The organism is Gardnerella massiliensis, from assembly GCF_003408845.1.
GTDB lineage: Bacteria > Actinomycetota > Actinomycetes > Actinomycetales > Bifidobacteriaceae > Bifidobacterium > Bifidobacterium vaginale_H.
In genome coordinates this window covers 1-25,680 of record NZ_LRTV01000001.1, presented here as the reverse complement: position 1 = coordinate 25,680, position 25,680 = coordinate 1, and the positions used below count along the sequence as shown (strand labels likewise).

General features: G+C 41.4%; 21 protein-coding genes and 2 pseudogenes. 9 read left to right on the top strand and 14 right to left on the bottom strand.

The window, feature by feature from the left end:
* Nucleotides 1–29: 29 nt before the first annotated feature.
* Nucleotides 30–2,657 carry an HAD-IC family P-type ATPase gene (locus AXE77_RS00115; RefSeq protein ID WP_116711569.1) on the bottom strand — a complete coding sequence of 876 codons (2,628 nt, stop codon included), beginning with the start codon at nt 2,655–2,657 and terminating at the stop codon, nt 30–32.
* The gene (locus tag AXE77_RS00110; RefSeq protein ID WP_205727501.1) at nt 2,647–3,360 is read right to left on the bottom strand and encodes a hypothetical protein; all 714 of its coding nucleotides are present in this window, start codon (nt 3,358–3,360) and stop codon (nt 2,647–2,649) included. The genes AXE77_RS00115 and AXE77_RS00110 overlap by 11 nt, the downstream gene beginning before the upstream one ends.
* A 152-nt stretch (nt 3,361–3,512) precedes the next feature.
* On the opposite strand from AXE77_RS00110, the gene AXE77_RS00105 reads away from it, so the two are divergent.
* Both AXE77_RS00105 and AXE77_RS00100 read left to right on the top strand, forming a co-directional pair.
* Nucleotides 3,513–3,764 (top strand): type II toxin-antitoxin system HicA family toxin, encoded by a 252-nt coding sequence (locus AXE77_RS00105; protein WP_116711567.1) that lies wholly within the window; start codon nt 3,513–3,515, stop codon nt 3,762–3,764.
* A gap of 24 nt (nt 3,765–3,788) precedes the next feature.
* The gene (locus AXE77_RS00100; protein WP_116711566.1) at nt 3,789–4,187 is read left to right on the top strand and encodes a toxin-antitoxin system HicB family antitoxin; all 399 of its coding nucleotides are present in this window, start codon (nt 3,789–3,791) and stop codon (nt 4,185–4,187) included.
* A 63-nt stretch (nt 4,188–4,250) separates the two neighbouring features.
* Here AXE77_RS00100 and AXE77_RS00095 read toward each other — a convergent pair whose 3' ends face one another.
* The gene (locus AXE77_RS00095) at nt 4,251–4,856 is read right to left on the bottom strand and encodes a pyroglutamyl-peptidase I (RefSeq protein ID WP_116711565.1); all 606 of its coding nucleotides are present in this window, start codon (nt 4,854–4,856) and stop codon (nt 4,251–4,253) included.
* Between the two features lie 391 nt (nt 4,857–5,247).
* Between AXE77_RS00095 and nox the strand changes: the two genes are divergently transcribed.
* The gene (nox, locus tag AXE77_RS00090) at nt 5,248–6,588 is read left to right on the top strand and encodes a H2O-forming NADH oxidase (protein ID WP_116711564.1); all 1,341 of its coding nucleotides are present in this window, start codon (nt 5,248–5,250) and stop codon (nt 6,586–6,588) included.
* A gap of 206 nt (nt 6,589–6,794) precedes the next feature.
* Nucleotides 6,795–7,928, top strand: coding sequence for a 4-hydroxybutyrate dehydrogenase (locus tag AXE77_RS00085; protein ID WP_116711563.1), 1,134 nt, complete (start codon nt 6,795–6,797; stop codon nt 7,926–7,928).
* Between the two features lie 128 nt (nt 7,929–8,056).
* Here AXE77_RS00085 and AXE77_RS00080 read toward each other — a convergent pair whose 3' ends face one another.
* The 3 genes from AXE77_RS00080 to AXE77_RS00070 all read right to left on the bottom strand — a co-directional run bounded on the left by AXE77_RS00080 (nt 8,057) and on the right by AXE77_RS00070 (nt 11,858).
* Nucleotides 8,057–8,710 (bottom strand): TenA family protein, encoded by a 654-nt coding sequence (locus AXE77_RS00080; protein ID WP_116711562.1) that lies wholly within the window; start codon nt 8,708–8,710, stop codon nt 8,057–8,059.
* Between the two features lie 321 nt (nt 8,711–9,031).
* Nucleotides 9,032–11,110, bottom strand: coding sequence for a YhgE/Pip domain-containing protein (locus AXE77_RS00075; protein WP_165846005.1), 2,079 nt, complete (start codon nt 11,108–11,110; stop codon nt 9,032–9,034).
* On the bottom strand, nt 11,100–11,858 hold the full coding sequence (locus AXE77_RS00070) for an ATP-binding cassette domain-containing protein (RefSeq protein ID WP_116711560.1): 759 nt from the start codon (nt 11,856–11,858) through the stop codon (nt 11,100–11,102). Before AXE77_RS00070 ends, AXE77_RS00075 begins: the two co-directional genes overlap by 11 nt.
* Before the next feature lie 578 nt (nt 11,859–12,436).
* Here AXE77_RS00070 and AXE77_RS00065 point away from each other — a divergent pair.
* The 3 genes from AXE77_RS00065 (at nt 12,437) to AXE77_RS00055 (ending at nt 14,705) form a co-directional block, all read left to right on the top strand.
* Nucleotides 12,437–13,777, top strand: coding sequence for a Na+/H+ antiporter family protein (locus AXE77_RS00065; RefSeq protein ID WP_165846004.1), 1,341 nt, complete (start codon nt 12,437–12,439; stop codon nt 13,775–13,777).
* A 342-nt stretch (nt 13,778–14,119) separates the two neighbouring features.
* Entirely contained in the window at nt 14,120–14,392 is a 273-nt protein-coding gene (locus tag AXE77_RS00060) for a type II toxin-antitoxin system Phd/YefM family antitoxin (protein ID WP_116711559.1), read from the top strand.
* Nucleotides 14,379–14,705 (top strand): type II toxin-antitoxin system mRNA interferase toxin, RelE/StbE family, encoded by a 327-nt coding sequence (locus AXE77_RS00055; protein WP_116711558.1) that lies wholly within the window; start codon nt 14,379–14,381, stop codon nt 14,703–14,705. Before AXE77_RS00060 ends, AXE77_RS00055 begins: the two co-directional genes overlap by 14 nt.
* Nucleotides 14,706–14,924: 219 nt before the next feature.
* Here AXE77_RS00055 and AXE77_RS00050 read toward each other — a convergent pair whose 3' ends face one another.
* The 4 genes and pseudogenes from AXE77_RS00050 to AXE77_RS00035 form a co-directional block, all read right to left on the bottom strand.
* On the bottom strand, nt 14,925–15,503 hold the full coding sequence (locus tag AXE77_RS00050) for a LemA family protein (RefSeq protein WP_116712020.1): 579 nt from the start codon (nt 15,501–15,503) through the stop codon (nt 14,925–14,927).
* A 39-nt stretch (nt 15,504–15,542) separates the two neighbouring features.
* Complete coding sequence (locus tag AXE77_RS00045; RefSeq protein ID WP_116711557.1) at nt 15,543–16,529, bottom strand: DUF3137 domain-containing protein; 987 nt, start codon at nt 16,527–16,529, stop codon at nt 15,543–15,545.
* A 442-nt stretch (nt 16,530–16,971) separates the two neighbouring features.
* A pseudogene (locus AXE77_RS00040) lies at nt 16,972–17,328 on the bottom strand (ATP-binding cassette domain-containing protein); the annotation flags it as partial.
* A gap of 24 nt (nt 17,329–17,352) precedes the next feature.
* Nucleotides 17,353–18,198 (bottom strand): nucleoside phosphorylase, encoded by an 846-nt coding sequence (locus tag AXE77_RS00035; RefSeq protein ID WP_116711556.1) that lies wholly within the window; start codon nt 18,196–18,198, stop codon nt 17,353–17,355.
* A gap of 729 nt (nt 18,199–18,927) precedes the next feature.
* Here AXE77_RS00035 and cysK point away from each other — a divergent pair.
* Both cysK and epsC read left to right on the top strand, forming a co-directional pair.
* Nucleotides 18,928–19,860 carry a cysteine synthase A gene (gene cysK / locus AXE77_RS00030; protein ID WP_116711555.1) on the top strand — a complete coding sequence of 311 codons (933 nt, stop codon included), beginning with the start codon at nt 18,928–18,930 and terminating at the stop codon, nt 19,858–19,860.
* 115 nt (nt 19,861–19,975) lie between these two features.
* A complete protein-coding gene (gene epsC, locus AXE77_RS00025) occupies nt 19,976–20,833 on the top strand; it encodes a serine O-acetyltransferase EpsC (protein ID WP_116711554.1) in 858 nt (285 codons plus the stop codon).
* A gap of 210 nt (nt 20,834–21,043) precedes the next feature.
* On the opposite strand, the gene AXE77_RS00020 is transcribed toward epsC, so the two are convergent.
* The 4 genes and pseudogenes from AXE77_RS00020 to AXE77_RS00005 form a co-directional block, all read right to left on the bottom strand.
* Entirely contained in the window at nt 21,044–22,051 is a 1,008-nt protein-coding gene (locus AXE77_RS00020) for a CAP domain-containing protein (RefSeq protein WP_116711553.1), read from the bottom strand.
* A 275-nt stretch (nt 22,052–22,326) separates the two neighbouring features.
* Entirely contained in the window at nt 22,327–22,749 is a 423-nt protein-coding gene (locus AXE77_RS00015; protein WP_116711552.1) for a GNAT family N-acetyltransferase, read from the bottom strand.
* A gap of 98 nt (nt 22,750–22,847) precedes the next feature.
* On the bottom strand, nt 22,848–24,104 hold the full coding sequence (sstT, locus tag AXE77_RS00010; protein WP_116711551.1) for a serine/threonine transporter SstT: 1,257 nt from the start codon (nt 24,102–24,104) through the stop codon (nt 22,848–22,850).
* 433 nt (nt 24,105–24,537) lie between these two features.
* Nucleotides 24,538–25,680: pseudogene (locus AXE77_RS00005) on the bottom strand (pentapeptide repeat-containing protein); the annotation flags it as partial.

Sequence of the window (25,680 nt, the reverse complement as noted above, 5' to 3'; positions counted from 1 at the left end):
CTCAGCATATTGAAATCATGTTAAATTCTTCACTTTTGACGTCGCTGAAACAATAATTTGGCTAAACTCACGCACACAAGCCACAATATTACAGCTAAAATAGCGGCTACCAGCATTACAGTAAACGCACTTCCAGCAGTAGGCACGTGGAGTTCGAAGAACTTTGCAGTAAACGGTATAAAAGCTCCAGCAACGCCAGCTGCAGCAAATAGCGCAACCATAATTCCTCGCCACGAGCGCAACGGCTTGGCAACGCTTGCAAGCACAAGTATGCCGAGCACGAATACTATTACCGAGCAAATACTGCGAGTGGCTGCTAAAGCTTGCACGTTTGCAACAATAAAACGCGATACCGTTACACTGTCATCTGCAGATTTGTCGAGATTAAGTCCCAAAACGCGAGGAGCTATAACAGCAGTCGCAAGCACGGAAACTGCTATAGCAAGTCCACTAGGAACAGCAAAACGAACCACACGCTGCAAGAAGCCTGGAATGTATCGACGAGTATTAGGCGCAAGAGCAAGCAAAAATGCTGGAATACCAATGGTTAAAGAACCAATATAAGTAATGTGACGAGGCAAATACGGGAAGTGAAGCGCTAGAAGCACGACTCCTGCAGAAATAAGCGCAGAATACACAGTTTTTACAAGGAACAATCCTGCAACTCGTTCCATATTTGCCATCACTTGCCTACCACGAGCCACAACATCTGGCAAATGTGAGAAGCGCGAATCAACAAGAACCACTTGAGCTACAGCTTTTGCAGCAGGAGCAGCATTGCCCATAGCAACGCCCAAATCAGCCTCTTTAAGAGCTAAAGTATCGTTCACACCGTCACCAGTCATAGCAACCACATGACCCTGAGCGTGAAGCGCCTGAACAATTGCCTTCTTTTGATGAGGGAGCACGCGCCCAAGTACGTCCACGTTTTCAAGCACTTTAGCTAATTCGTCAATATCTTCTGGCAATTTCCGAGCATCCATTGCAACAGGCTTGCGATCTCCTGTTAATCCAACTTTTGCAGCAACAGCCGCAACAGTTGTAGGATTATCTCCCGAAATTACACGGCAACGCACACCCTGCTCACGGAACCATTCGAGTGTTTTGCGAGCATCGCCACGAATACGCTCAGAGCAGCGGACTAAAGCAACAGGCTGAGCAGCGGCGCAAATAGTAGGTGTGTCACCGAAAGTTTTATTTATTTCTGAAACGCTACTTACTTTTGCAAGAAGCAGCACGCGCTCACCAAGCTCCGCATAAGAATTAACTTTCTCTAAAATTTCATTAGTATTTGCATAATTAATCGCGCTTAGCAATACTTCCGGAGCACCCATATACCAAGTTTTATATTCTCCACTGCTTTGCGCATATTGCACAGCACTCCATTTTCTGGCAGACGAGAACGGAAGACGATTATTTACATGCGCGCTAGCTGCAACTCCTTGAGCGCCAAGCCCTTGCATAATTGCAACGCCTGTTGCGTTTGGATTTTCTTCGTTTGATAAATCAAATAAAGCTTGCTTGGTTTGTAAGTTAGTTTGTAAGTTAGTTTGTAAGTTGGTCTGCAAGTTGGTCTGCAAGTTGGTCTGTAAAGATATTTCAGTACTACTATTATCTAGATTTTCTACGCCAACAAACGCAATACCACCGTCGGTTATAGTACCAGTTTTGTCCAAATTCAAGCAGTCCACACGCGCTAAAGTTTCTACAGATTCCAGCTCCTGAACTAACGTTTGCTTACGCGCAAGTCGCATAGCAGCCACCGCAAAATTAAGCGAAGTAAGAAGAACCAATCCTTCTGGAATCATACCAACAACGCCTGCAACAGCAGAAACAACAGCTCCTCTCCAAGCACCAGTCTGCCAAGCCTCAACAAATCCGCCAACCTTATGCATTTGCGACCACACAAGCAGTACGCATAAAGGCACCACAACCATCGTCATATACTTCAAAATCGTATTAATTCCACGGCTTAAGTCGGAAATTGTTTTGGTATAAACCTTCGCTTGCGCTGCTAATTTTGCGGCGTAACTGTGCTCACCTACGGCAGTAACACGCGTTAAAGCCATTCCAGAAACTGCAGTAGATCCAGAATAAACGTCGTCACCTTGGGCTTTTCGAACTGTAGCAGACTCGCCCGTAAGCATGGACTCGTCCATTTCCAATCCCCACGATTCCAACACTTCTACGTCTGCCGGCACCTGCTCGCCAGCTCTAAGCCACAAGACATCACCAAGCACAATATCTTTGTGCGCAATCTCAATATTTTCTCCACCTCTACGCACCATTGCGCGAGCAGCAATCAATATAGAAAGCCTATCCAAAGTGCGCTTTGCTTTTAATTCAGTCACGATGCCAATTCCAGTATTTACTAGAATTACCACGCCAAAAACAGCATCTTTCCATGAACCCGTGGCAAGCACGACCACCATTGCTGTGAAAATAATCGCGTTAAACAATGTAAACACGTTCGCGCGCACAATATCCATTAAAGAGCGAGAAGTCTGCTTAGAAGTAATATTCACGTCTCCGCGAGAAACCGCCTCCGCAACTTCTTCGTCGCTCAATCCAGAAATTTCTACTTCAGGAAGCGCCGCAACAGCGTTATTTTTGCCGTCCACTGTAGATACCATTGCGTTTTGCTTGCTACTTACCATTTATAATCACTTCCCTACTGTGTGGCGTATTGTCGATTATTGCGCGAACAATGCTGAGCAAAGACGCGCGCTTAATTGCGGTATTATTTGGCGCGGTATTGTTAGACGCAGGATTGTTAGACGCTAAACCATTCGAAATATCTCCAATTCGCAATGTTGCAGCGTATAAAGTTGCGTTTTTAGGCGCGTTTACAGGATTAATTAAGGCCACCGGCACTCCAGCGTAGCGCGCGTATTGTAATGCGGAAATCCATGCTTTGCTTTCGTTTTGTTTATTGCGCGCAATCTTATTGAGCTTGTTATTCTCTTTTTTATTTGGTTGATTATTAGAATCATAAGGCTCGTCAATACTTGTTACGTCTAGTTCGTTAATAAGTATTATCGAAACCGGCTGTTCACTTGCCGCGCGAATAGCCTGCTGAGAAGCTTCGTTAGGATTAACAATATTGGATATTGAAACGTAAGAAGCGCTCAATTTTGACATTTTACATTGTTCCATAAGCTCTGTGTCAAGCGCTGCAGAACGAGAACCAACTACAAGCACATGAATGTCGTTAATATCCACACCATCGTGAATTATGTCCCCAGCGCGACCAGTAGCTCCCACAGCTTTACCCTGCGGTTCGCAAGCACTCAACGTACCTAGCGCTAAAGCAGTTACGACAGCAGCCGCAAAAATGGTAACAGCGCGTTTAGAAAACATAAGACTTTTATACCACACCTTCAACATAAGTGGTGGTTTTGATCATTTTATACAATTTGCCAAATTGTAGTACAATCAACCATTGACACCACATGTAACACCACTTATACTTTTATAAACGCATCAAATACGCTATTTTACTGGGGAGTTAAATGTCACAATGGGACAAATTACTTAAGCGAATACTTAGCCTATCCAAAGATATGCGATTTGATGAATTGAGAAAAGTATTGGAATCCTACGGATATGAAATGTGCAATCCACGAAGCGGAAGTAGCCATTATACTTTTCGCAAAGAACACGCAAACCCGATAACAATTCCAAAACATGAACCAATAAAAAAGATATACGTAGAAATGGTGAAAGCTGTAGTAGAAGCAGCAGACGAAGAAGAAAAACAGTAAAAGTAGGAAAGTAGGAAATTGGATATGGTAAAAACACTAACAAATAAAACACTCAGCTACTACATGTCACTACCCTATAAGCTGGAGATTGTAAAGGATCCAGATGAAGGCGGATTTGTGTCCTACTACCCCGATTTGCCAGGGTGCATAAGTTCTGGAGACTCCGAACAGGAAGCAGCAGCAAGCGCGCAGGATGCTAAAAAGGCTTGGCTTGAAACAGCTCTTGAAAGCAAAATCAACATAAAAGAGCCGTCTTACCATGAACTGAATGACTATTCTGGTCAGTTCAAACTGCGTCTTCCAAAGGAATTACATAGGCAATTGGCTGAGCAATCTCAAGCCGAAGGCATAAGCATGAACCAGTATTGCGTATATCTTCTTTCGCAAAATAACGCTATTGAGCGCGTGCTTGAGCGAGCGTAGAAAATAAAATTTCGGGCTATTCCCCAAAATTTCACACTATTCATTAGTCATTACTTGTAGTTATTAACAATCTCTAGCAATTACTTGCAGCGCAACTTCAATACCGCGAAGCATATCAGCTAAACTCATAGAACTCATACTCGGCTTATCAAGAACTTGCTCAGGCAAATACGGAACGTGAATGAAACCGCTCTTAAACGGCAATTTTTTAGTCTGGCAATAATGACAAACACTGTAAAGCACATCATTGCACACGTACGCGCCAGCAGAAAAAGACACAGACGCCGGCAATTTTGCCTTATTCAAAGCCTCAACTATGTTCACAACTGGCAAAGTCGCTTTATACGCCACGTCACCATCTTGCACAACAGGCTCATACCAAGGCTTATACCCGCTATTATCTGGTATGCGCGCAGCCCTACAATTAATGCCAACATACTCAACGTTAAAACAAGCAGAACCACCAAATTGTCCTAATGAAAGCACGGCATGAGGCTGAACTTCCTCTATTTTCTCAATAACTTTTTTCGCACCTTTGTTAAATTCCGTAGGAATCTGCAAACGAACAAGTTCCACGCCCTCAGGCGCATGCACTGATTGTGCAATTTCCCACGACGGATTTATAGACTCATTATTAAACGGCGTAAAACCAGTAATCAAAATACGCATCACAATACCCCTTCATGTAGCTCGCATTTATCAAAACTCATCACAAAACTGTACGTATCAGAATATGCCAGTATCCAACCCTCACGATTCTACTACATAATTCATTTTTCACAGTAAATAAAAGAACAGTAAATAACAGTAAATAACAGTAGATAACATCAAATAACATCAAATAACATCAAAGATTAGACAATAGCAACTTGCGCAACAATCAGAAGCAACACACCTCAACACAGTATTGGTAAGACTTACATTCATGTAATAAGATTGTGCGCTAGATGTGCACCACGCTGCGGCGTAAATTAAACAAAGTAGTTAACACAGCACATACCATAATTTCAACAGAAATAAACAAAATTAAACTAGATTCAACGACGAAAAGAGATTACCGATGACGAAGATCATTCAGATTGGCGCCAACCATGCCGGCACTGCCTGCGCTAACACCATTTTGAGTTACCCAGGCAACGAACTTACTATCTACGATCAGAATAGTAATATTTCTTTCCTTGGCTGCGGTATGGCTTTGTGGATTGGTAAGCAGATTCAAAGCAGCGACGGACTGTTCTACCAAAAGCCAGAAGATTTCGTTAAAAAAGGCGCTAAAGTAAATCTTGAAAGTAAAGTTTTAGACATTGATTACGCAAAGAAAGAAGTAACAGTAGAGCTTAAAGACGGCACCGTTATTCACGATTCTTACGACAAGCTGGTTCTCGCTACCGGCAGCCTTCCAAACAAGCCTCGCATTAAGGGCATTGACTTGGAAAACGTGCAAATGGTAAAGCTTTTCCAGAATGCGCAAACTGTTATTGCTAAACTGCAAGAGCGCAATTTCCGTAACGTCGTGGTTCTTGGTGGAGGCTACATTGGCGTCGAACTTGCTGAAGCCTTCGAGCGTCTTGGCAAGAACGTAACTCTTATTGACATGGAAGATCATATTCTTAACGGCTACTTCGACCCAGAGTTTTCTAACAATTTGAAGCAAATTATGGAAGATAAGGGCATTAAGTTTGAGCTTGGTCAAGCTGTTGAGGAGATTGTTGGAGACACTGAAGTTAAGGCTGTTAAGACCAGCAAAGGCACTTACGATGCAGACATGGTGATTTGCGCTATTGGCTTCCACCCAAACGTTGCGCTTGGCAAGGATCATTTAAAGCAGTATGCTAACGGCGCTTTCCTCGTTGACAAGAAGCAGCAAACTTCCGACCCAGACGTGTACGCAATCGGCGACTGCGCTACAATCTACGACAACGCTCGAGACCGTGTAAACTACATTGCACTCGCCACTAACGCCGTTCGAAGCGGCTTGATTGCAGGTCACAACGTTTGCGGAACTCCTGTAGAAACTGAGGGCGTGCAGGGTTCTAGCGCAATGATGATTTACGACTACAAGCTTGTTTGCACCGGCTTGAGCTTGTCTGCCGCTCAAAAAGAGGGCATGGACGTTGATTACGTTGATTTTGAGGATACTCAAAAGCCTGCGTTTATGGAAGTTGAGAATCCAAAGGTGAAGATTCGTATTGTTTACAAGAAAGATACGAAGGTTATTGTTGGTTGCCAGTTGGCTTCTAACTACGATATGTCTGCCGCAATTCACCTGTTCTCGCTGGCTATTCAGAAGAAGGTTACGATTAAGGAGCTTGCTTTGTGTGACATCTTCTTCATGCCTCATTTCAACCAGCCATACAATTACATTACGATGGCTGCTTACACAGCTTTGTTGAAGGGGTGATTAATTTCAGCTGATTCATATCAGCTGATCAGTACCTGCTGATTAGTTAATTGCTGAAATCGTCTAAGCTAGATCGCATTTATTAAACCAAGCAATCTGTTCTATAATGGAGCAGTTGCTTGGTTTTTTAATCATCCGCGCACAAAAGCGCGCACACAACGCGCATATTAGCGTAAGACATGCAGATTAAAACAAAGGAGTCTAGGATGAAGCAGCTTTCTATTAAACCAACTATTCATAAGTTCGAGCACGCACGCGACTTTGCGCAAGAATTTAAGCTTGGCAAGGGCGATTTGGTTATTACTAACCAGTACATTTGGGAGCCTTATTTTGGCGATTTGAATCTTGATTGCGACGTGATTTTCCAAGAGAAATACGGCAAAGGCGAGCCGAGCGACGCAATGGTTGACGCGATTGTTAGCGACATTCACACTACTCCAAAGCGCGTGATTGGCATTGGCGGCGGCACAGTTTTGGATATTTCTAAGGTTTGCGCGTTGAAGCAAACAAGTCCGCTTGAGGATTTGGTTGACGGTAAGATTCCTGCAGAAAAAGGCGCGGATCTTATTCTTGTTCCAACTACTTGCGGCACTGGCTCTGAGGTTACAAACGTCGCCGTGTTCTCGCTCACTAAGCGCAACACTAAGAAGGGTTTGGCAAACGATGCTTGCTACGCTACGGATGCTGTTCTTATTCCAGAATTGCTGAAGAGCCTGCCGGATTACGTTTTTGCAACCAGCTCTATTGACGCTCTTACGCACTCAATCGAGTCCGCACTTTCTCCTATTGCAACTGAGCTTACAAAAATGTTTAGTTACAAAGCTTGTGGGCTTATTTTGCAAAGTTATATGCGAGTTGTGAAGGAAGGTAGCAGTGCGAAAAGTCAGGTTGTGAGCGACTTGGTTTCGGCAAGTCTTTACGCTGGTATTGCGTTTGGTAACGCTGGTTGCGGTTGCGTACACGCAATGGCTTATCCACTTGGTGGCACTTTCCATGTGGCTCACGGCGAGACGAATGCTGCGCTTCTTACAAGCGTTTTGCGATACTATGCTAAGCACGATGCTGAAAATAATGGTAGCGCTGAAAACACTAAGCTTTCTAAGCTTTTTGACTTCATGGCAAATATTCTAGAATGCCAGAAATCAGACGTACTAAACAAGCTTGACGAAGTTATTAACACGATTCTTCCTAAGCATAGGCTTCACGAATATGGCATGAGCGAGGATATGATTCAAAGCTGGGCTGCGTCCGTAGTTGAGGAGCAGCAACGTCTTTTGAAACATTCTTATATGCCAATAAGCGAAGACGCTGTTGAAGAAATCTATATGTCTACGTTCTAACATATAATTAATAGTGAAGTTTTCTCTTATTTAAGAAAGTTTCTCATCTTCTCAAAAATAGACCCTACAAATCTTGTAGGGTCTATTTTTATTCTCACAGCTTGCTTACTTCGCTATATTACAATCCGTTAGATTTCCGCAGGAGTCTCATACGAATTATCGAAGAACATGCGCTCCAGCTTTACTGCACGAGCAAAATATTCTCGAGCAATATCAGCATCCTTAGGACCAATACGATCCAACTCATCACGCAAGAACCCTACAAACTTGTGGAATCCTTCATAATCATGCAGGTCGATCCACTGGTAATGAACCTTGCGTTCAGGACGCTTACCTTCAGCGTTTGATGCCCACGTAAGATATATCCATTCCGTAACGTTTAACACGGCTAGCACGGCAGCATAATGTCCACTGTGAGCCGCGTCTAAAAACATTTTTTTAAATTCGCTAGTTGCTTCAGTGTCTGGAATTTTATTGCGGAAAGATTCAGGAGTATTAAATTCGTCAAACGCATCCACGAAATACGTATTCTCATCTCCCGCTACCTCACCAATATATTTCGAAAACACGAGACGAGAATCAAGTGTGTCTGCTGTCGTAACTGCAGCACCAAGCAGAGCCAAGAAACTATCTAAAAATCGGTAGTCTTGAATTAAATATCCAGCTAATACAGCATCAGGAATAGTGCCCTCAACTAACTCGTTAACAAAACGATGATGAATAGCAGCATCCCATGTTTCGATATTCTCATTTTTTAATTCGTCGGTAAATCGTGCAGCCATTGACACGTCCTTTCCCTCTGTAATTCATATAAGCCCTTAGGTAGCTTAATATAATTGCGCATAGTTGCGTTAGCCATACCAGTTACGCCATAAGTTACGGTTCACATATAGTCGTATAGTTATGCACAACCGAGCACTGCTCGTACACCTAGCTGAACAACTACGCTAGTATGAACAATATCATAAGTAGTCATACTTAACTTGGGTACAAATTCGAGCAGCACTCGGTTGCAATTTTTATATTATGGTAGTCTCAGTAACCTCAGTAGCTTCAGTAACTTCAGCAATCACAGTAATTACTCCCTACTCATTGTCGTATTCTCATGCCTCCAATGTAATTACTGGATGCAAATCAAACATAGTAACAGTACGCTTCTTGTACGCTATTATGCTCGTTATCGCAATCGCAATCACGCCGAAAAGCACAAGCATTCCAATGCCTGAAACTATTTCTCCATTATTCTTACCTGCCATAGCTTGGCGCAACGCCATAATTGAGTATGTCATTGGCAGATACGGGTGTACAGTTCTGAAGAATGTTGGCGTCATTTCTACAGGGAACGTTCCCGCGGAGCTAGTTATTTGCAACATGAGCAGAATAATGGCAACGATTCTGCCAGGTATGTGGAAAGCTGTCATAATCATCTGCATTATTGCCATGAATGATATTCCTGCAATAATTCCCAACGCGTAGAACGCAGGTATATTGTCGATTTGCAACCCTAGGACGACGTGAACTACGCCTAGCAAAATAACGGATTGCACTACACCCATGATTACAAAAGGCGTAAGACTTATAAGCGTACTTTTAAGCGGATTCATGCCGTTAAGCAACGCTCGCCTATCCATAACTCTCAAAACAAACGTTGCCATAAGAGCGCCAACCCAAAGGCCGATGGAAATAAAGTAAGGTGCGAAACCTGTTCCGTAGTTTTCAACGTGCGAATACTCGTGCTCTTGCAGAGCAACCGGCGCACTCATCATCTTACTTTTTTGCACAATATTGTCGATTTTTCCAGACTTTTGAGCATCCTTAAGCCCGTCATGCAATTTCTTAGCGCCTTCAACAAGCTTTGGAGTGTTATCAGATAGCTTCTTAGCACCAGAATTAAGCTGATCAGATCCGTTTACTATTTTCGCCGAACCTTGAGCTGCTCTGGTAATTCCGTTATTAAGATTTTCACTACCATTACTTACCTGTACAAGTCCGTTAGCGAGATTGCTTGCTCCAGCAGACAGCTTACTTGAACCAGTATTAATGTTTTCAACACCTTGGGATATTGCTTCAGCACCGCCTTTTATTTGCAAACTTCCTGCAGAAAGCTTGTCTGCTCCAGCGCTTAGAGCGGAAAGATTTGTTTCCAAAAGATTAGAATTTTCTCCTAATCCTTCTGCCAAGCTTTGCAAATTAGCGAGCACATCTTCCTTTGTTACTGCTGGGTTTTGTGCTTGCATAAGAAGACCGGCAATTTGCGTTTTAGTTTCCGCATTACCAGCTTTCACATGTTCTTCTAATTCGTTGCTGGAAGCTGCAAGCTTTTGAGCTCCTTCATAGAATTCGTTTGTTGCCGCCGATAGCCTTTGCGTTCCTTCGCTTAATTGCTGAGCTCCATTTGCTAAATCTTGCGTTTTTTGCGCTAAGTATTTCGCTCCTTCTTTACTGCGAACATTGGCTTGTGTAAGCGTATTCGCACCTTGTTGCAACTCGCCTAATCCACCTTGCAATTTTCGTAGTGACTGCGAAAGTTGATTAGATCCGTTTGCTAGCTTATCGATTCCGCCTTGCAAAGACTTTGAACCTTCATGCAATGCTCCAGCACCGTTTGCAGCTGCACCAAGCGAATCCGACGCAGCATTTACTTTCGCAAACATGTGTTCCCAGTATTCTTCCGCAATTGCTTCACTGATTTCACTTCGCATTGTGCGGAAGGCAGTTTTCCCGATCTGAGAGGCGAGCATATTGCTTGCTTGATTGTACTTTACATGCAGTTTTGCTTTGGTAGGAGTTTCGTATTGCGCCGAAGCAATGCACTTACTGAAGGAAGCTGGAATGGTTGCTACCATAAAATAGTTGCCATTTTTAAGACCCTTATTCGCTTCAGCACTATTTACAAAATTCCATTGGAAACCTTCACTACCGTCTTTTTGATTCTTTAAACGAGTTTTGATTTCGTTTCCAATGTTGCGCATTTTGCCGTTAATCATAGCGCCATTGTCTTCAACAACCACAGCCACTGGCACAGTGTTTAGCGTTTTGTACGGATTTGTAAACGCCCATAAATACAGCGAGCCGTATAGGAGCGGTATCAAAGCTACGGTTCCAATAACAAGCTTTCGCGCTTTTCCTTTCATAGCGTTATTAAGCTCACGAAATGCAAGAGCAATAGTGTTAACGCGCATTGTTACCATCCCCATTTTCTTTATGCTCACTAAGTTGGTTTTTATCAGCGTCATACCGATGATTTGGAACCATGTGCACTACTTGATCTGCTCGTTTTCCTAGTTCGCTTTGTAAAACTCCAACTAAGCATGAGCAGTAGTGTTTATTAACATATTCACGAATATCCGCAAACAAGCTATCACTTTGTTCACTAGTAAGTTCCGCTTCGATTCCGTCAACAAACAGCAGCCATGGTCGCTTTAGTAAGGCCAGAGCAATTGCCAAACGCATGCGCTCGCATGGTGTTAAATCTCCTATAGCTGTTTCGCGCGGCGATGATACTTTCCATTGCGCAAGAAGATTGTACGCATATTGGCGCAATGCTTCGCGATTTTTTACATCATTTTTATACTGTTCTCGAAATAGTGGCGAAGATGATGCGAGTTTTAGCTCGCTCATCAAAACTTCTTCTATGGTTTGCGTTTTGTAGAATTCGTTAATTCCGTTAAATAATCCCAAACCAACATACTGCCTTGATTTACGAAGATCATGTGGAAGACTAGCGTCGACTATAGTAAGTGTTCCGCTCGTGAATTTCATATAACCAGATAATGCGAGCAGTAAGGCTGATTTTCCCGAGCCATGTTCGCCTGATATTGCGACGATTTGGTGCGGTTTAACGCTAAGCGACACGTCCCCAAATGGTGATTTTCTTAATTTTTGTAACCCTAATTCTTTCGCTTCTATAAGTGTCTGTTCCTCTTGCATAATTTATTTGTATGACGCCTACGATTAAATAAAGCAAACGTAGCGTTATTTACTTACGCTTTTCGCGTTTATTTCGTGCGTCAGGCATTCCTCCTTACTGTTTATGAGTTATTAAATTTTTAGTTTTGGTTGTTTGTTTTTGTTTTTGACTCTTGATTATGCCCAATTTTTACTTTTACAGCTCTATCGCTATATTTTGCAGCAATCTACATGCCGAGTCACTTGACTTAAACAGAGCAGATCAATGAGGCTAACATAGTCTTTAATTTCTTTTTCTCACGATACCTAGTATACCCACTAAGACGAACAAATATGAACTTATTTTTGAACTTTTTGTTCATTTGTTTATGTTTTATCAGTAAAAACAAGCCAAAACAGACAAAATGTCACATTTGTCGTATGTACAGCAAAAACAGATACGGGCAACGAAACTACATATTTAGACTGTTTATTCGTTGAGATGGATATTATCTGCTTTTTCGTGTTATATTTGCTGTAATTGACAACTTTTAATCAGATTATACTGAGTTCAAAAGTTACAATTCGATTCTCAATTAGCTAAAAAGAGGTGAAGAAGCATGCTAGGTTTGCAAATACTACACATCGTATTCAACCCAGTTATCGTGTCAGTCGTAGTGTTATGTGCGCTCAGTCTCGCAAAACTTAATGTTCTGCTTGCTATGATTGTAGCCTGCGTTGCGGGCGGTATTGCAGGCCATCTTCCTCTTTTTGGAGACGGAAATCACACTATTATGGCGTTGCTTTGCGACGGTTTCTCCACAAACGCACAAACTGCACTCGCATACATTTTGCTTGGTACTTTTGCTGAGGCTATTACCGCTACTGGCTTAGCCCAGATTATTTCTAAAAAAATAAGCAAGATTATTGGTACCAATAAATTTATTCTGCTTGCAGTGTTAACAGTAATTGCGTGCATGTCGCAAAATATTGTGCCGGTTCACATTGCTTATATTCCTATTCTTATTCCGCCTATTCTGTCGATTATGAATAAGCTCAAGTTGGACCGTCGAGCGGCCGCCTGCTGTACTGCTTTCGGCCTTGAAGTGCCATATATTGCCATCCCATTTGGCTTCGGTCTTATTTTCCAGACTGTTATCGCTACTAATCTTTCTAAAAACGGCATGAAAGTTACCGTATCGGACGTAAGCGCTGTGAACTGGTACTTGGGCGCTGCAATGCTAGCAGCTTTGCTATTTGCCGTATTTGTGCTCTATCGCAAACCTCGCAAATACGAAACCACCGAAGCTGATACTCGTGCCGCGGACGCTGTTGTTGGCCCTCTTACTAAAGCACATTACGTAACTATTCTTGCAATTATTATTGTTGTAATAGTGCAGGTAATAAGTAAGGATCTTTCGCTTTCTTCTCTTGCAGGTCTTGCAACGATGATTATTTTTGGCGCAATAAAATGGAACGACATCGACAAGCAGCTTACCGGTGGCGTGAAGCTCATGGGTCTTATTGCTTTCGTAATGCTTATTGCAGGCGGCTACGCTAACGTTATTCAAGCGACAGGTGGCGTTGAGGAGCTTGTACACTTTGGCGTTGCAGCCATGGGGCAGAACAAAATTATTGCTGCGTTTGTGATTACGATTATTGGCTTGCTGGTAACTATGGGCATTGGTACTTCGTTTGGTACGGTTCCTATTCTTGCGGTTTTGTTCGTGCCTCTATGCCAGAGTATTGGTTTTAGCACTCCTGCAACGATTCTTCTTATGTCTTCTGCTGCAGCTCTTGGCGACGCAGGCTCCCCTGCTTCCGACACCACACTCGGGCCTACTGCTGGCTTAAATGCGGACGGACAGCACAGTCATATTTGGGATACTTGCGTTCCGACATTCCTTATTTTCAACATTCCGCTTATGGTTGCTGGCATTGTAATATCACAGTTTATTTAGCAGATTATTTCTGAAAAAACGGTGGGTAACAAATGTAACTAGCGGATAGCGCAAATAATTAATAAACGCCAGTCGAGTTGAAATAAACTCACTGGCGTTTATTTTAAACAACAATCAATCACAAGTAGCCAAACCACAAAGTAGCCAATCACTGCAAATCTGCAACGATTGGCTACTAGAATTATGGAAATCAAACAATCAAAGTCAATAATCTAAAGAAATAATAATATAATATCTTTAGATTGCATTATACTAATTTAATATTTTATTTATGTACATAAAGCAAAACCAGATAAGCTAATTCAAAAAAAATAATAACAATCATCTCAAAGGACTCGCACGATGCCAACTATTAAGTCAAGCACAGATTTACGCAATAACTACAACGAGATATCAACATTCTGCCACGAAACAAAAGAGCCAGTTTTCATTACAAAAAACGGTCGCGGAGACTTAGCCGTAATGAGCATCGACTTATTCAACAAGCTCATAGGCAAATACGGGCTGTATAGTTCACTCTCTCAAAGCGAGTCTGATTTTAACAACAATCGCACATTATCTTTTGAAGAATCACTGCGAAACTTAAGAGAAGAACTAAACAATAGCGCAAAGTAACCCAAAATACTCAATTCTTGTTTCGCAAAGTTACCACAAAGATTTACAAGACATAGTCCATTACATTGCGCACAATCTAGACTCCCCAATTACAGCATCCGAATTCCTCGATAACGTAGAAGCCACTGTTTCAAGCCTATCTACAATGCCTTATCGATACCGATTGGTGAACGATGATTACCTGAGTAGCAAAAACTTCAGAAGATGTTTCGTTAAAAAATATGTAATCTTCTATAAAATTTGCGAAGAGAATAAAACGGTTATGGTACATAGAATACTTCATGCTAGACAAAACTGGGTTGACATATTGTAATTAAAGTTGTTGGAATACTAGCCTGTTATTTTGGTATATACCTACTATCGAGATACGCATCCAATAAACACCGGTGAAGATTTTTGCCATTTACGGCAATTTTCTTCACCTGCCCAAATCAACCAAACCGCAAAGTAGCCAATCGCTGCAAATTCGCGGGCGATTGGCTACATTAGATATACCGTCTAGCTAAACATTTTCACTAGATAAACATTTTCACTAGCTCAGTATGCTATCAATATTCTTCTTATCGTTTAAATCATCCTCACTAAGAAAATCCATCTGCTTTATCCCGCTTAAGCTTGCAATAAGCGACACTGGGAATGTAACAACTTCCTGATTAAGAGTACTGATATTACTATTTACGATTCTTTTTGCCGCAGCCAATTGCTCGTTTTCGTCGTTTATTTCTTCTTGCAAGTTTAAAAATTGTTCAGAAGATTTTAATTCCGGGTAAGATTCCGCCAAAGCATAAATCTTCCCTATTGCATGATTCTGATTTTTGATTACCGAACTAGAATCCGCAGAACCCAATCCTTCTCTTAAACTCACCAAATCCACTAATGTCGTTTTTTCATATTTTGCAAACGACTGCGCAACTTTAAGCATTTGGCAAATCGTATCGTATCTTTTAGCGAGCGCAATATCAACGTTTTTCTGCGACTCTTCTATAATCACCCTATATTTTCTTAGCCTATTTAACGTGCCTATAAACCAAGCAACAAGCGCTACAACCACTATTGCAACAACTATTAACATAGTGTCCCTGTCAATAAGGTCTCCCATAATATCACTCATAATGTCTCCCATAATGTCACCTTTAGTTCTAGTCTTTTTCTACTTTTGTAATTTCTCTCTAATTACGTTAATTATTTCGTAATACTCAGCCAAAACATCTCTAAATCTTGCATATTCTCTTGTTAAAGATAGGTTTTCTATTCCAGATTTTCCTGGAGCGCCTAATATATACCGACCAGAGTCAAAAGCCGCAACAATACGATCACTATCTAGGTATAAGCAAACTCTCATTCTTTTTTGCAAATTATTCAATGCTTCTATAAAACTTGGATCTAATACCAGTTTTGTATAAAAATCGTCTGTAGAAAAGATTGAATACGAGTTGTTAAATTCAATGGATTCTGTTTGGACTTCGCTCTCCTCTTTTGTTTTTCTACCATAGTATCCATTTAATTTTTGTCCCATAAAGTTCTTTCCAGTAACAGGAACGATTCTAATGTGACCATTTATATTGGTTTTTGAGTTTATTAATAAGACTTGCCCAATAAAATCCGTTTTTTTGACAGTTTTTCCACTTTCACTTCTAGAAGTGTGCATTGCTTGCATGTTTGAAAATTCAGTTTTGAATTCATCGCGAAAAATTATGTGGCGACTTGAATAATAAATACTAGATATTGGCAGAAGATTATCAAAAATGCTGCTGTCAATTCCTTCGGAATTTTTTATTACCGTTCCTGGCAGAATCACATTAAAAATCGGCGTTAAAACATTATCAGAATATAACGTACCTACATCAACCTTATTATTTACAAAAAACTTACCTGCAAAGCAAACAACAAAAACAACTACTATTAGCAAATAATATTTGTAACGTGAGTAATCAATATTTGGAAAGTAGTTATATAAAGCACCAAAAACCATTACTACTGGTATCAATGGGATTAAGCGCGCGAAATCAAAAGAATTATTTTTTATACCTTCTTTTAACTCGTTTAATTTTCCTTGTATTTGGGGAGATTGTTCTATTTGCGCAAGTTTGTTTAAAACTTCCGGATTTGTAAATACGCTGCCATATTTTACATTCATGTCATCTCCCTCTTATAAATCACTCGGCATTTTTGACATATTTTGCGAATCGTTATACACAACGTTGTAGCCATTCGAATTTACATTAATGCTCTTTGTGGTTGACTGATTCTGATTACTCGAGTCATAGTTACTCTGGTCATTCGAGCCATACTGATTAAACTGTTCCATCTTTACCTTTTCTCTAACTCTATACAATCTAAACTACACAAAATCATTAAATAAAAACAGATTTTGACTAAAATTTATTCTGCAAAATTTTAAAAAAAAAGAAAGCACTGCAAGTAACAGCATAATTCATTAAAATATAGCACGAAAGCAAATCGTATTGCTGAAAAGTAGCCAATCGCTGCAAATTCGCGGGCGATTGGCTACTGACACTGGCTCAGGATCTATTGCGCTAAGTTGCACAGCGCATTGAGAGAAAACCAGCTCCACAGCCTCACATAGACACAGTGTAAAGCGAGTAGAAGTAAGCCTTCTGATCCATAAGTTCCTCAAAGTTTCCACGCTCAATAAGCTCGCCGCTTTTCATCACAAGAATCTCATCATATTGCTTAAGTGAATTAGCATCCAAGCGGTGAGTTACCACTAGTCGAAGGATTCCTTGCAAATCCAAGATAGATTGCGTTACGTTCGCGCTCGTCTCATTATCTAGCGCGCTCGTTGCCTCATCAACCAACAGAATCTCGGACTTTTTTAGCAAGCTTCGCGCAATAGCAATACGCTGTTTTTCGCCGCCAGAAAGATGATTACCATTCTCGCCGCACTGATAATCCTTGCCTTTAGCAGCAATCAAAAATGTAATATCAGTGTAAACGTGTCAAATGCGCAACACTGCTTCAATACAAAGCTTAAGAGCATACGCTTTAGAATCCCCACCCCAATTGCGCTCATCGTAATTTTCAACATCGTGCAAAGTATCTGCAGTGTAAAGAATCTCACCCCAAACAATCCCACGCATTTGTGCACAAGCCGCTAAAGCAGAACACTCCATCTCCACAACCGCGCATCCCTCTTGCTTACGACTAGCAACTTTCCCCTTAGTTTCACGGAAAAACCCATCCGTAGTCCACGTCTTAACTTCATGATGAGGCAAATTGTGCGCTTGCAAAGTTTGTAAAATAGCACGTCTCGAGCGCTCTGAAACGTCAACATAACGACTTGGAGGCAAATAATGATAAGAAGTCCCCTCATCCCTCAAAGCTTTATACGGAACCAGGAAAACATTTTCCGCATAATCAACTAGCGATCCGCAAGAGCCAGCACTAACAACTTCTCTAACACCGTAAGAAATCAGCCAATCTAAGATCTGAACAGCAGCAGGAGCGCCAACTGGAGCCTGCACTAAGCAGATTTCTTGCGTTTCTTCTTCTACTTTTTCATCTGAACTTTCGTCTAACTTTTCGTCTGCATTCTCGTCTAGCTTATCCCCTACTTTTTTCTTTACTTTTTCTTCCAAAACATATATTGGATATTTTTTAGTTGCAGATTCAAAATTTGCTACAATCGTAGCTTTTCTACTTAAAGCATACTGATCGATTTCATCTCCTAAGAAAGCAAAAACCGCTTTAGACGGAAGCTGAACAGAAATATTATCGTGATTTGGCATTAAAACTGCGCTTTTATCGGAATCATACTCTAAAATCGGCAAATCATATTCTGTCATACAATCAGCTCCGTCACACAATCAACTAATTCTACAAGCCATTCAATCCTATGTACCAACACACACATTATCGCACAAAAATCACAAATCAGCCAATCTCTGCAATTTTGCACTTAATGGCTACTTACGCCAAACAGAAACACTCGCGCAGAACGCATACTGCACCAGTGTCAAAAAACAAGCAAAATCAGACCTTCGCGCAGAACGCATACTGCACCAGTGTCCAGAAAAAGGGATACATATCACAGAAAAGGATTACATATCAAGGGCTAGCAAACACAGACTAGGTTTGACAAACACAAATCCATTCGCTATAGTCTTCACTTATCACCATTTCGACGAGTAAAGGAGTGCACATGTATCATACAAATATGATGACAAATTGTTGTTGTAACGTATGCTGTTGCGCATTTCTTAATCGAAATGATGTTTGCAAGCACTAAGTATGCATAACATCTAGCCTGTGTTAAAAGCATTCACGTTAGAACACAGCAAATTACGATTCAAGAAACAGCGCGCTGTTTCTTTTTTTATGCCAAAATTCGAATATAACACGTTAAAAAAGAATTTGATACGGATTAAATATTAAAACGAATAATGGCATTTTTAGAAACAACTAATAAAACAGCCGTCGCTTTATTAATAAAATTATTTTTTAAAAATTAAAAACAAAACAAATTAAACAAAAACAAATTAAACAAAACAAACAAATAAGTAAGGGGAAACATTATGTCTAACATCTACAAGTCCGTGCAAGAACTCGTAGGCCACACTCCACTTCTGGAGCTTACACACATTGAAAAAGAGTACAATCTAGCAGCAAAAATCCTTGTAAAACTCGAATATTTTAACCCAGCAGGATCTGTAAAAGACCGCATCGCAAAGCAGATGATTGAAGAAGCAGAAGCCGCAGGCACACTCAAGCAAGGCTCTGTAATCGTTGAACCAACTTCCGGAAACACTGGCATTGGTCTTGCAATGATTGCGCAAACAAAAGGATACAAGAGCATTATCGTCATGCCAGAAAGCATGTCAATTGAACGCCGAAAACTTATGAAAGCCTACGGCGCCGAACTCGTGCTCACACCTGCCGCAGAGGGAATGAAAGGCGCAATTGCCAAAGCTAAGGAAATCGTTGAAAACACGCCAAACGCGTGGACTCCGGGACAGTTTACCAACCAAGCAAACGTGCACGCGCACTACAACACAACCGGCCCAGAAATTTGGCAGGATACTGACGGAAATGTGGATATGCTCATTGCTGGCGTTGGAACTGGCGGCACAATCACCGGTACTGGCACATATTTAAAGGAACAAAATCCGCAGCTTGAAGTAATTGCAGTAGAACCAGCCGACTCCCCTGTGCTCGCAGGTGGCAAGCCAGGAGCGCACAAGATCCAAGGAATTGGCGCAGGATTCGTACCGGACGTCCTCAACCAGAATATTTATGATCGTATTGTTCACGTAACGAATGAAGACGCAATCGAAAATGGCAAACTTATAAGCAAAAAGGAAGGTGTGCTCGTAGGTATTTCTTCTGGAGCTGCAGTTTGGGCAGCAATCCAGGAAGCAAAAAGAGAAGAAAACGCTGGCAAAACCATCGTTGCAATACTGCCAGATTCAGGAGATCGATACTTGTCAACGCCTTTGTTTGCGGAATAATGCTATGCAATAATGATAATAATAAATGATGTTTTGAAAGTGCGTTTTTAGTAGATTTACAAGCGCACTTTCTAACACTCAAATAAAACAAGCAAGAGAATAATAGGAGAAATGTATGAATGATCGCCTTGATCTTATAAATCAACTCAACTCAATTTACGATTCAGATATAAGACAAGCTACATTCATACCTAATTACCGCAATATTATTACGCTCATACATGCGACTCAGGTGTTACTTTTACCTGAGTTGCATGTGCGCAATGAAAGCAACAATAATACACAACTCAACGCTAGTTTGAATACTAACGCTAGTTTGAATACTGTTACTTCAAACGCGTTAGACACTATAGAACGCATTATATTCCACGAACTTCAATGCTACACAAACGACGCAGCTAAAATTCGAGAAACTTGCAATCAATTTATAAATACGCTTCCTGCAATTAAAAAGCTACTTTTAACAGATATTCAAGCAATATACGAAGGTGATCCTGCTTGCACGAGCAAAGTAGAAGTCACGCTCGCATATCCCGGGTTTTATGCAATGCTTATTCACCGAACAGCGCACGCTCTCTACGAACTTAACGTACCGCTAGTTCCTAGACTTATGAGCGAATACGCACACAGAAAAACTGGAATTGACATTCACCCAGGCGCAAAAATTGGCGCATATTTTTGCATCGATCACGGAACTGGCATTGTAATTGGCGAAACAACCGTAATCGGCGAGCATGTTAAGCTTTACCAAGGAGTAACGCTCGGCGCTAAAAGCTTTGCACTAGATGAGGACGGAAATCCTATAAAAGGCGGAAAGCGACACCCGAATATTGGCGACAACGTAGTAATTTACGCAAATGCTACGATTCTTGGCGGCGAAACCACAATCGGCAGCGGAAGTATAATCGCAGCGAATGCATGGATAAACCGCAGCATTCCTGCAAACACAACCTACCACTTCCCGAAGGCATAATGGCACTTATGCAGAAGTATGCGCAATCCTACACAATCAAGTAAAAGGAACTTAATAATAAAAAACAATTGTGCTCTGCACTGAATCATTACCTTCAGCACAGAGCACAATTAGTAAATCACATCTTCCGTTTGGGTAGATTTTTACTTACTCAAGCTTGCTACACTTTTGGATTCGCGATTAGCTTGTAATTATCTCCCACAGAAAGATTCACAAAGCTAGCAGGTTATCTAAATAATCGCCAGTAGAACCCTTGGAATCAGTAGTATCTTTGGTATCTTTGGAATCCTTGGAACCATCAGTGGAATCAGTAGAATCACCGGCGTTCAAGTCAGATGAGAAGTCAGCAAAATCTGAAAAATCTATATCTGAAAAATCAGCAAAATCTATATCAGCAAAATCCGAAAAATCTAAGTCAGAGGAAGAATCATCATCATAATTTAGATAATCAGCAGAATCCGATGCATCAGCATCAGAAAGTCCTGAATAATCCAGTTCAGGCAAGGAATCATCAGAATCAGACTCATCAGCACCAGACTCAGCGGCGCCAATCTTGCCACCAGGATAATCAGAGTCACCGTGATAGTGCGAAAGAGTTAAAGCAGATACTTCACCGTATGGTCCACCATCTACTTGACCGTAGCCAAAGGAAATATTATCAGGATTAAGGACCTGATATAAGTGACCAGAATTAAGGTTGAAATGTCCTTTACTATTCTTCAAAGCGGAAAGTTCCTTATAAGTCCAAGCTTCCATTGAACCAGCGGCATCAGATCCCCAAGCTAGATTCTCACCCCACGCTTTGCGACCGACGTAATTTGGCTCGCTAACACCATCTGGACCAAGATGCGCTATTTTTCCATGCTGACGGGTTTCTTTAGCTCTGCGGTACGCATCCTCCTCATTTGCACGATCGTACTGAATGTTATTAACGTACTGCTCTTTGGTCAATCCTTTTTTAGTAACATAATCCTGCAATGGCATTCCTTCAAAATATACGCTGCGATCGTCATATAGCTTCGAACGGGTTTGACGAATGTGCCGCAAAACATTAGCAGCAATTGAAGCATCCTTAATCTGCCAGTCTGTGTTTACTGTTTCCTTAGTAGAATCAGCGTATACGTTTACTGCTTCTGCAGTAGATACGCCTGATGCAAGCATCGCAACCGCTGAAGCAATTGAAAGTGCAAAGAATATACTTTTCTTTAATCGAAACATGTGTAATCTCCCTATATATGAATAATTTCTATAATTTTCATAGCACAATATTATTGGATTTGCTTAGCAACAAGCTATAACTTTGTGGAGACAATGTATTCACACATAATGATGTATGCTATTCATAAACTTCTTCAGCTTGATTTTATTGCAGTTATACGATAGAAGTGAAAATTATTGCCATTGACGGCAATTTTCTTCACCGGTCAAAACTACAATCGCTGCAAATTCTCACTTAATAGTTATTAAAGCGTATACGTATATATGCGCTTGTATCATGCTCTGTCTTTTATAAAACCGCAGCACTCGATTTCTGATAACTCAATAAAACCAGCAGATTTATAAAAAGCAATAGTTTTTTCAGTACAATCCGTAGTCAATTGAATTTGACGAACATTAGGATAACAATCCACAATCGACTTTAACAAAGCAGAGCCTATCCCCTGACGTTGATACTCAGGAAAAACAAGAATATCCTGAATAAGAACAACCGTATACCCGTCACCAACAGCCCTAACAATGCCAACTAGTTCGTCATCTTTATACGCAGCTAAAACCTTGAGCGAATTGTTAAAACCATTTTCCAAAGCAACTAAATCATCTGTGTACGAAGACCAACCAACGGAATCATACAACCTTAAAATATCTTCGCCATTATATTTTTTATACTCTCGTATTTGCACATCTGTTAAATTCATTTACGACAACACCTCCGAATATAACAAAAGTGCGCGCTCGTAAACGTAAGAACGTCAGAACGCGCACTAACAAGAATACTTAACAACAGCTGAAAAAGCTACTTCTTAAGCTGCACAGTTTCGTGATCCTTGCCCATTTTGAATGCAATACCTGCACGCTGCCACATGCGATATTCGCCAACCGCAGTAAAGAGAACATCCGTGGAAGAGTTAAGTGCAGTTTCGCAAGAATCCTGAATCACGCCAATAATAAGACCAATAGCAACTACTTGCATAGCGATATCGTTTGAAATACCAAACGACGAGCACGCAAGAGGTATAAGCAAAAGCGAACCACCTGCTACACCAGATGCACCTGCAGCAGAAACTGCAGAAAGCACGGAAAGAATCACAGCCGTTGGAATATCAACGTAAATACCGAGCGTATGCGCTGCACACAAAGCCATAATAGAAATCGTTATAGCAGCACCGCTCATATTAATAGTGGAGCCAAGCGATATAGAAACTGAGTAATTATCTTTGTTAAAACCAAGTTTTTCGCACAAATTCATGTTTACAGGAATGTTCGCAGCGGAAGAACGCATAAAGAACGCCGTAACGCCCGAATCGCGCAAAGTCCTAAAAATAAGAGGATATGGATTCTTGCCAGTAAGAACGAAAACCAAAATTGGATTAATAACCAAAGCAACAACAGCCATAGTGCACACTAACAAAGCAATAACAGAACCATACTCGCTAAAAATACGAAGACCATTACTTGCGACCGTTGTATAAACGAGGCCCATAATACCGAAAGGCGCTGCGTTAATAATCCAGTGAACGATTTTTCCAATAGCAGACGAAACGTTATCAAAGAATGCTTTTGTAGAAGGTTCAGCCAAGCGAAGAGCCACACCGAATGCAATTGCCCAGAAGAGAATACCAATAAAGTTTCCCTTAGCAAGAGCATCTACAGGATTAACCACTATATTTAGTACAAGGGAATTAAGAACTTCACCAATTCCTTGAGGCGACGGCGAAGATGCTGCTTCAACATGCGCAAATGTGAAATCAACAGGGAAAATCATAGCCGCACACACTGCTACCAAACTTGCGGTAAATGTAGAAAATGCGTACAACACGATTACGAGCTTCATATTGCCAACACTTTTCGCTTTTGCAAGCGCGCCAATCACCAAGCAAAATACCAAAATAGGCGCAACGGATTTAAGTGCGCTCACAAACAGCTTTCCAATAAGGTCTAGCACATAAACGTGGGCTGGCACAAAAATGCCAAGTGCAGCACCGAGAAAAAGACCTATAACAATACGCAAAATAAGGTCAATGCTATTCCACTTTTGAATAATCTTGTGCATGAGAGTCTCCTGTATTGTGGTTTGTGCAGTATATTTTATACCCTTTTATTTGTATTCATACTCGCAAGATTTTGTTTTTATTTTTTACAGATTATACACATACATGCATATATATACAAATCGTTGGATGTCAATGTTTCAATAATTTAATGATTTAGCAACTCAAAAACTTAATGATTAAATGCTTCGATAGGCACCATTGTAAACAATATAACTATTGAGATATGATCAACAAAGATTATTTTCCATGTAATTGCAAACTAAAATGATAAAATGCCTCACTTTGCGGAGTAAAGAAAGATGCAAAGTGAGGCACGCTTTTAATTACTTTAATTAAAGTAGGTACCGAACAAACTCACTGAGTGCGGTTAAGCAAACATTAAGTAGCTCTAAATCTAGCTAATCCTCAATAACCAGATCAGCTGCAAGTATTTTACTCGTTGTTGTGACGAGAAGTGCCACGACGCTTACCTAAGAAGAGTGCAGCACCAGCAGCAGCTATTGTTGCAGCAAACATACTCAACGCAGACACTGCGCTACCAGTATTACTAAGCTGAGCAACTTTACCACTCTTCAGCACCTGAGCGCGCACAGAAGCACGAACCTGAGCCGCATGAGCTTGAGCATCCGCAAGATTCTTACGGGCATCCGCAAGCTTACGCTTAGCAGCATCAACCTGAGCCTGAGTTGCATTATGATCAGCAGCAACCTTCTTAGCCTCAGCCAAAGCAGAGTCAAGAGCAGCCTGAGCCGCAGCAACCTGAGCATCTGCCTGCTTTACAGCAGGATTATTCTCAACTGCAGCAGTCACAGCAGCGTTATTGTTAGCAGCAGCGTTGTTAGCACCAGCGTTACCAGCGTTTGCAGCGTTGTTAGCACCAGCGTTACCAGCGTTTGCACCAGCATTACCAGCGTTCGCAGCGTTGTTAGCACCAGCGTTACCGGAATTTACACCAGCATTACCAGCGTTTGCAGACTGCGAATCAGACTCAGCACCCTGAATCTGAAGGTTCAACTCACCCTTATCTACAGTAGTAGGCGCATTATCATTCACACCAAACCCAAGCGAAGAATCACCCTCATGACCACTACCAGCAACACCAGAGTTAGTCGTGCCAGTATTACTCGTACCAGCGTTACTCGTACCAGTAGAACCGAAACCAGAGTCACCAGAACCAGGAACCGTGCCAGGAACCGTACCAGGCACAACGCTAGAACCAGGAACCGTACCAGTATTACCAGCGCCAGTGTTACCAGTTCCAGTGTTGCCGTCGCCAGCATACTCGTCACCACTCAAACCATTAGCTTGAAGAATATTACGCTTAGCCTCACGAAGCTTAGACAAAGCAGCATTCACCTGAGCCTGAGTTGCATTAGGATCAGCAAGCACACGACGAGCCTCAGAAAGCGCCGCATTATACGCATCCTTATGAGGAGCATCTGCAACAAGATACGATCCACGAGCACGGAAAGCAACATCGTCGCTAACCTCCGACTGCAAGTGAGACTTATCAACAGTAGCAGAATCATGCAAATCCTTCTGAGCATTCTTCAAATCCTCAGCAGCCTGATTCAC

What these genes read in the sequence shown, in the direction of transcription:
- AXE77_RS00100 (WP_116711566.1), top strand. Translation starts at nt 3,789, where the DNA reads ATGGTAAAAACACTAACAAATAAAACACTCAGCTACTACATGTCACTA.
- AXE77_RS00035 (WP_116711556.1), bottom strand. Translation starts at nt 18,198, where the DNA reads ATGACAGAATATGATTTGCCGATTTTAGAGTATGATTCCGATAAAAGC.
- AXE77_RS00085 (WP_116711563.1), top strand. Translation starts at nt 6,795, where the DNA reads ATGAAGCAGCTTTCTATTAAACCAACTATTCATAAGTTCGAGCACGCA.
- AXE77_RS00050 (WP_116712020.1), bottom strand. Translation starts at nt 15,503, where the DNA reads ATGAGTGATATTATGGGAGACCTTATTGACAGGGACACTATGTTAATA.
- AXE77_RS00015 (WP_116711552.1), bottom strand. Translation starts at nt 22,749, where the DNA reads ATGAATTTAACAGATGTGCAAATACGAGAGTATAAAAAATATAATGGC.
- epsC (WP_116711554.1), top strand. Translation starts at nt 19,976, where the DNA reads ATGAATGATCGCCTTGATCTTATAAATCAACTCAACTCAATTTACGAT.
- nox (WP_116711564.1), top strand. Translation starts at nt 5,248, where the DNA reads ATGACGAAGATCATTCAGATTGGCGCCAACCATGCCGGCACTGCCTGC.
- AXE77_RS00045 (WP_116711557.1), bottom strand. Translation starts at nt 16,529, where the DNA reads ATGAATGTAAAATATGGCAGCGTATTTACAAATCCGGAAGTTTTAAAC.
- sstT (WP_116711551.1), bottom strand. Translation starts at nt 24,104, where the DNA reads ATGCACAAGATTATTCAAAAGTGGAATAGCATTGACCTTATTTTGCGT.
- AXE77_RS00095 (WP_116711565.1), bottom strand. Translation starts at nt 4,856, where the DNA reads ATGCGTATTTTGATTACTGGTTTTACGCCGTTTAATAATGAGTCTATA.
- AXE77_RS00080 (WP_116711562.1), bottom strand. Translation starts at nt 8,710, where the DNA reads ATGGCTGCACGATTTACCGACGAATTAAAAAATGAGAATATCGAAACA.
- AXE77_RS00105 (WP_116711567.1), top strand. Translation starts at nt 3,513, where the DNA reads ATGTCACAATGGGACAAATTACTTAAGCGAATACTTAGCCTATCCAAA.
- AXE77_RS00115 (WP_116711569.1), bottom strand. Translation starts at nt 2,657, where the DNA reads ATGGTAAGTAGCAAGCAAAACGCAATGGTATCTACAGTGGACGGCAAA.
- AXE77_RS00060 (WP_116711559.1), top strand. Translation starts at nt 14,120, where the DNA reads ATGCCAACTATTAAGTCAAGCACAGATTTACGCAATAACTACAACGAG.
- AXE77_RS00065 (WP_165846004.1), top strand. Translation starts at nt 12,437, where the DNA reads ATGCTAGGTTTGCAAATACTACACATCGTATTCAACCCAGTTATCGTG.
- AXE77_RS00020 (WP_116711553.1), bottom strand. Translation starts at nt 22,051, where the DNA reads ATGTTTCGATTAAAGAAAAGTATATTCTTTGCACTTTCAATTGCTTCA.
- cysK (WP_116711555.1), top strand. Translation starts at nt 18,928, where the DNA reads ATGTCTAACATCTACAAGTCCGTGCAAGAACTCGTAGGCCACACTCCA.
- AXE77_RS00075 (WP_165846005.1), bottom strand. Translation starts at nt 11,110, where the DNA reads ATGCGCGTTAACACTATTGCTCTTGCATTTCGTGAGCTTAATAACGCT.
- AXE77_RS00070 (WP_116711560.1), bottom strand. Translation starts at nt 11,858, where the DNA reads ATGCAAGAGGAACAGACACTTATAGAAGCGAAAGAATTAGGGTTACAA.
- AXE77_RS00110 (WP_205727501.1), bottom strand. Translation starts at nt 3,360, where the DNA reads ATGTTTTCTAAACGCGCTGTTACCATTTTTGCGGCTGCTGTCGTAACT.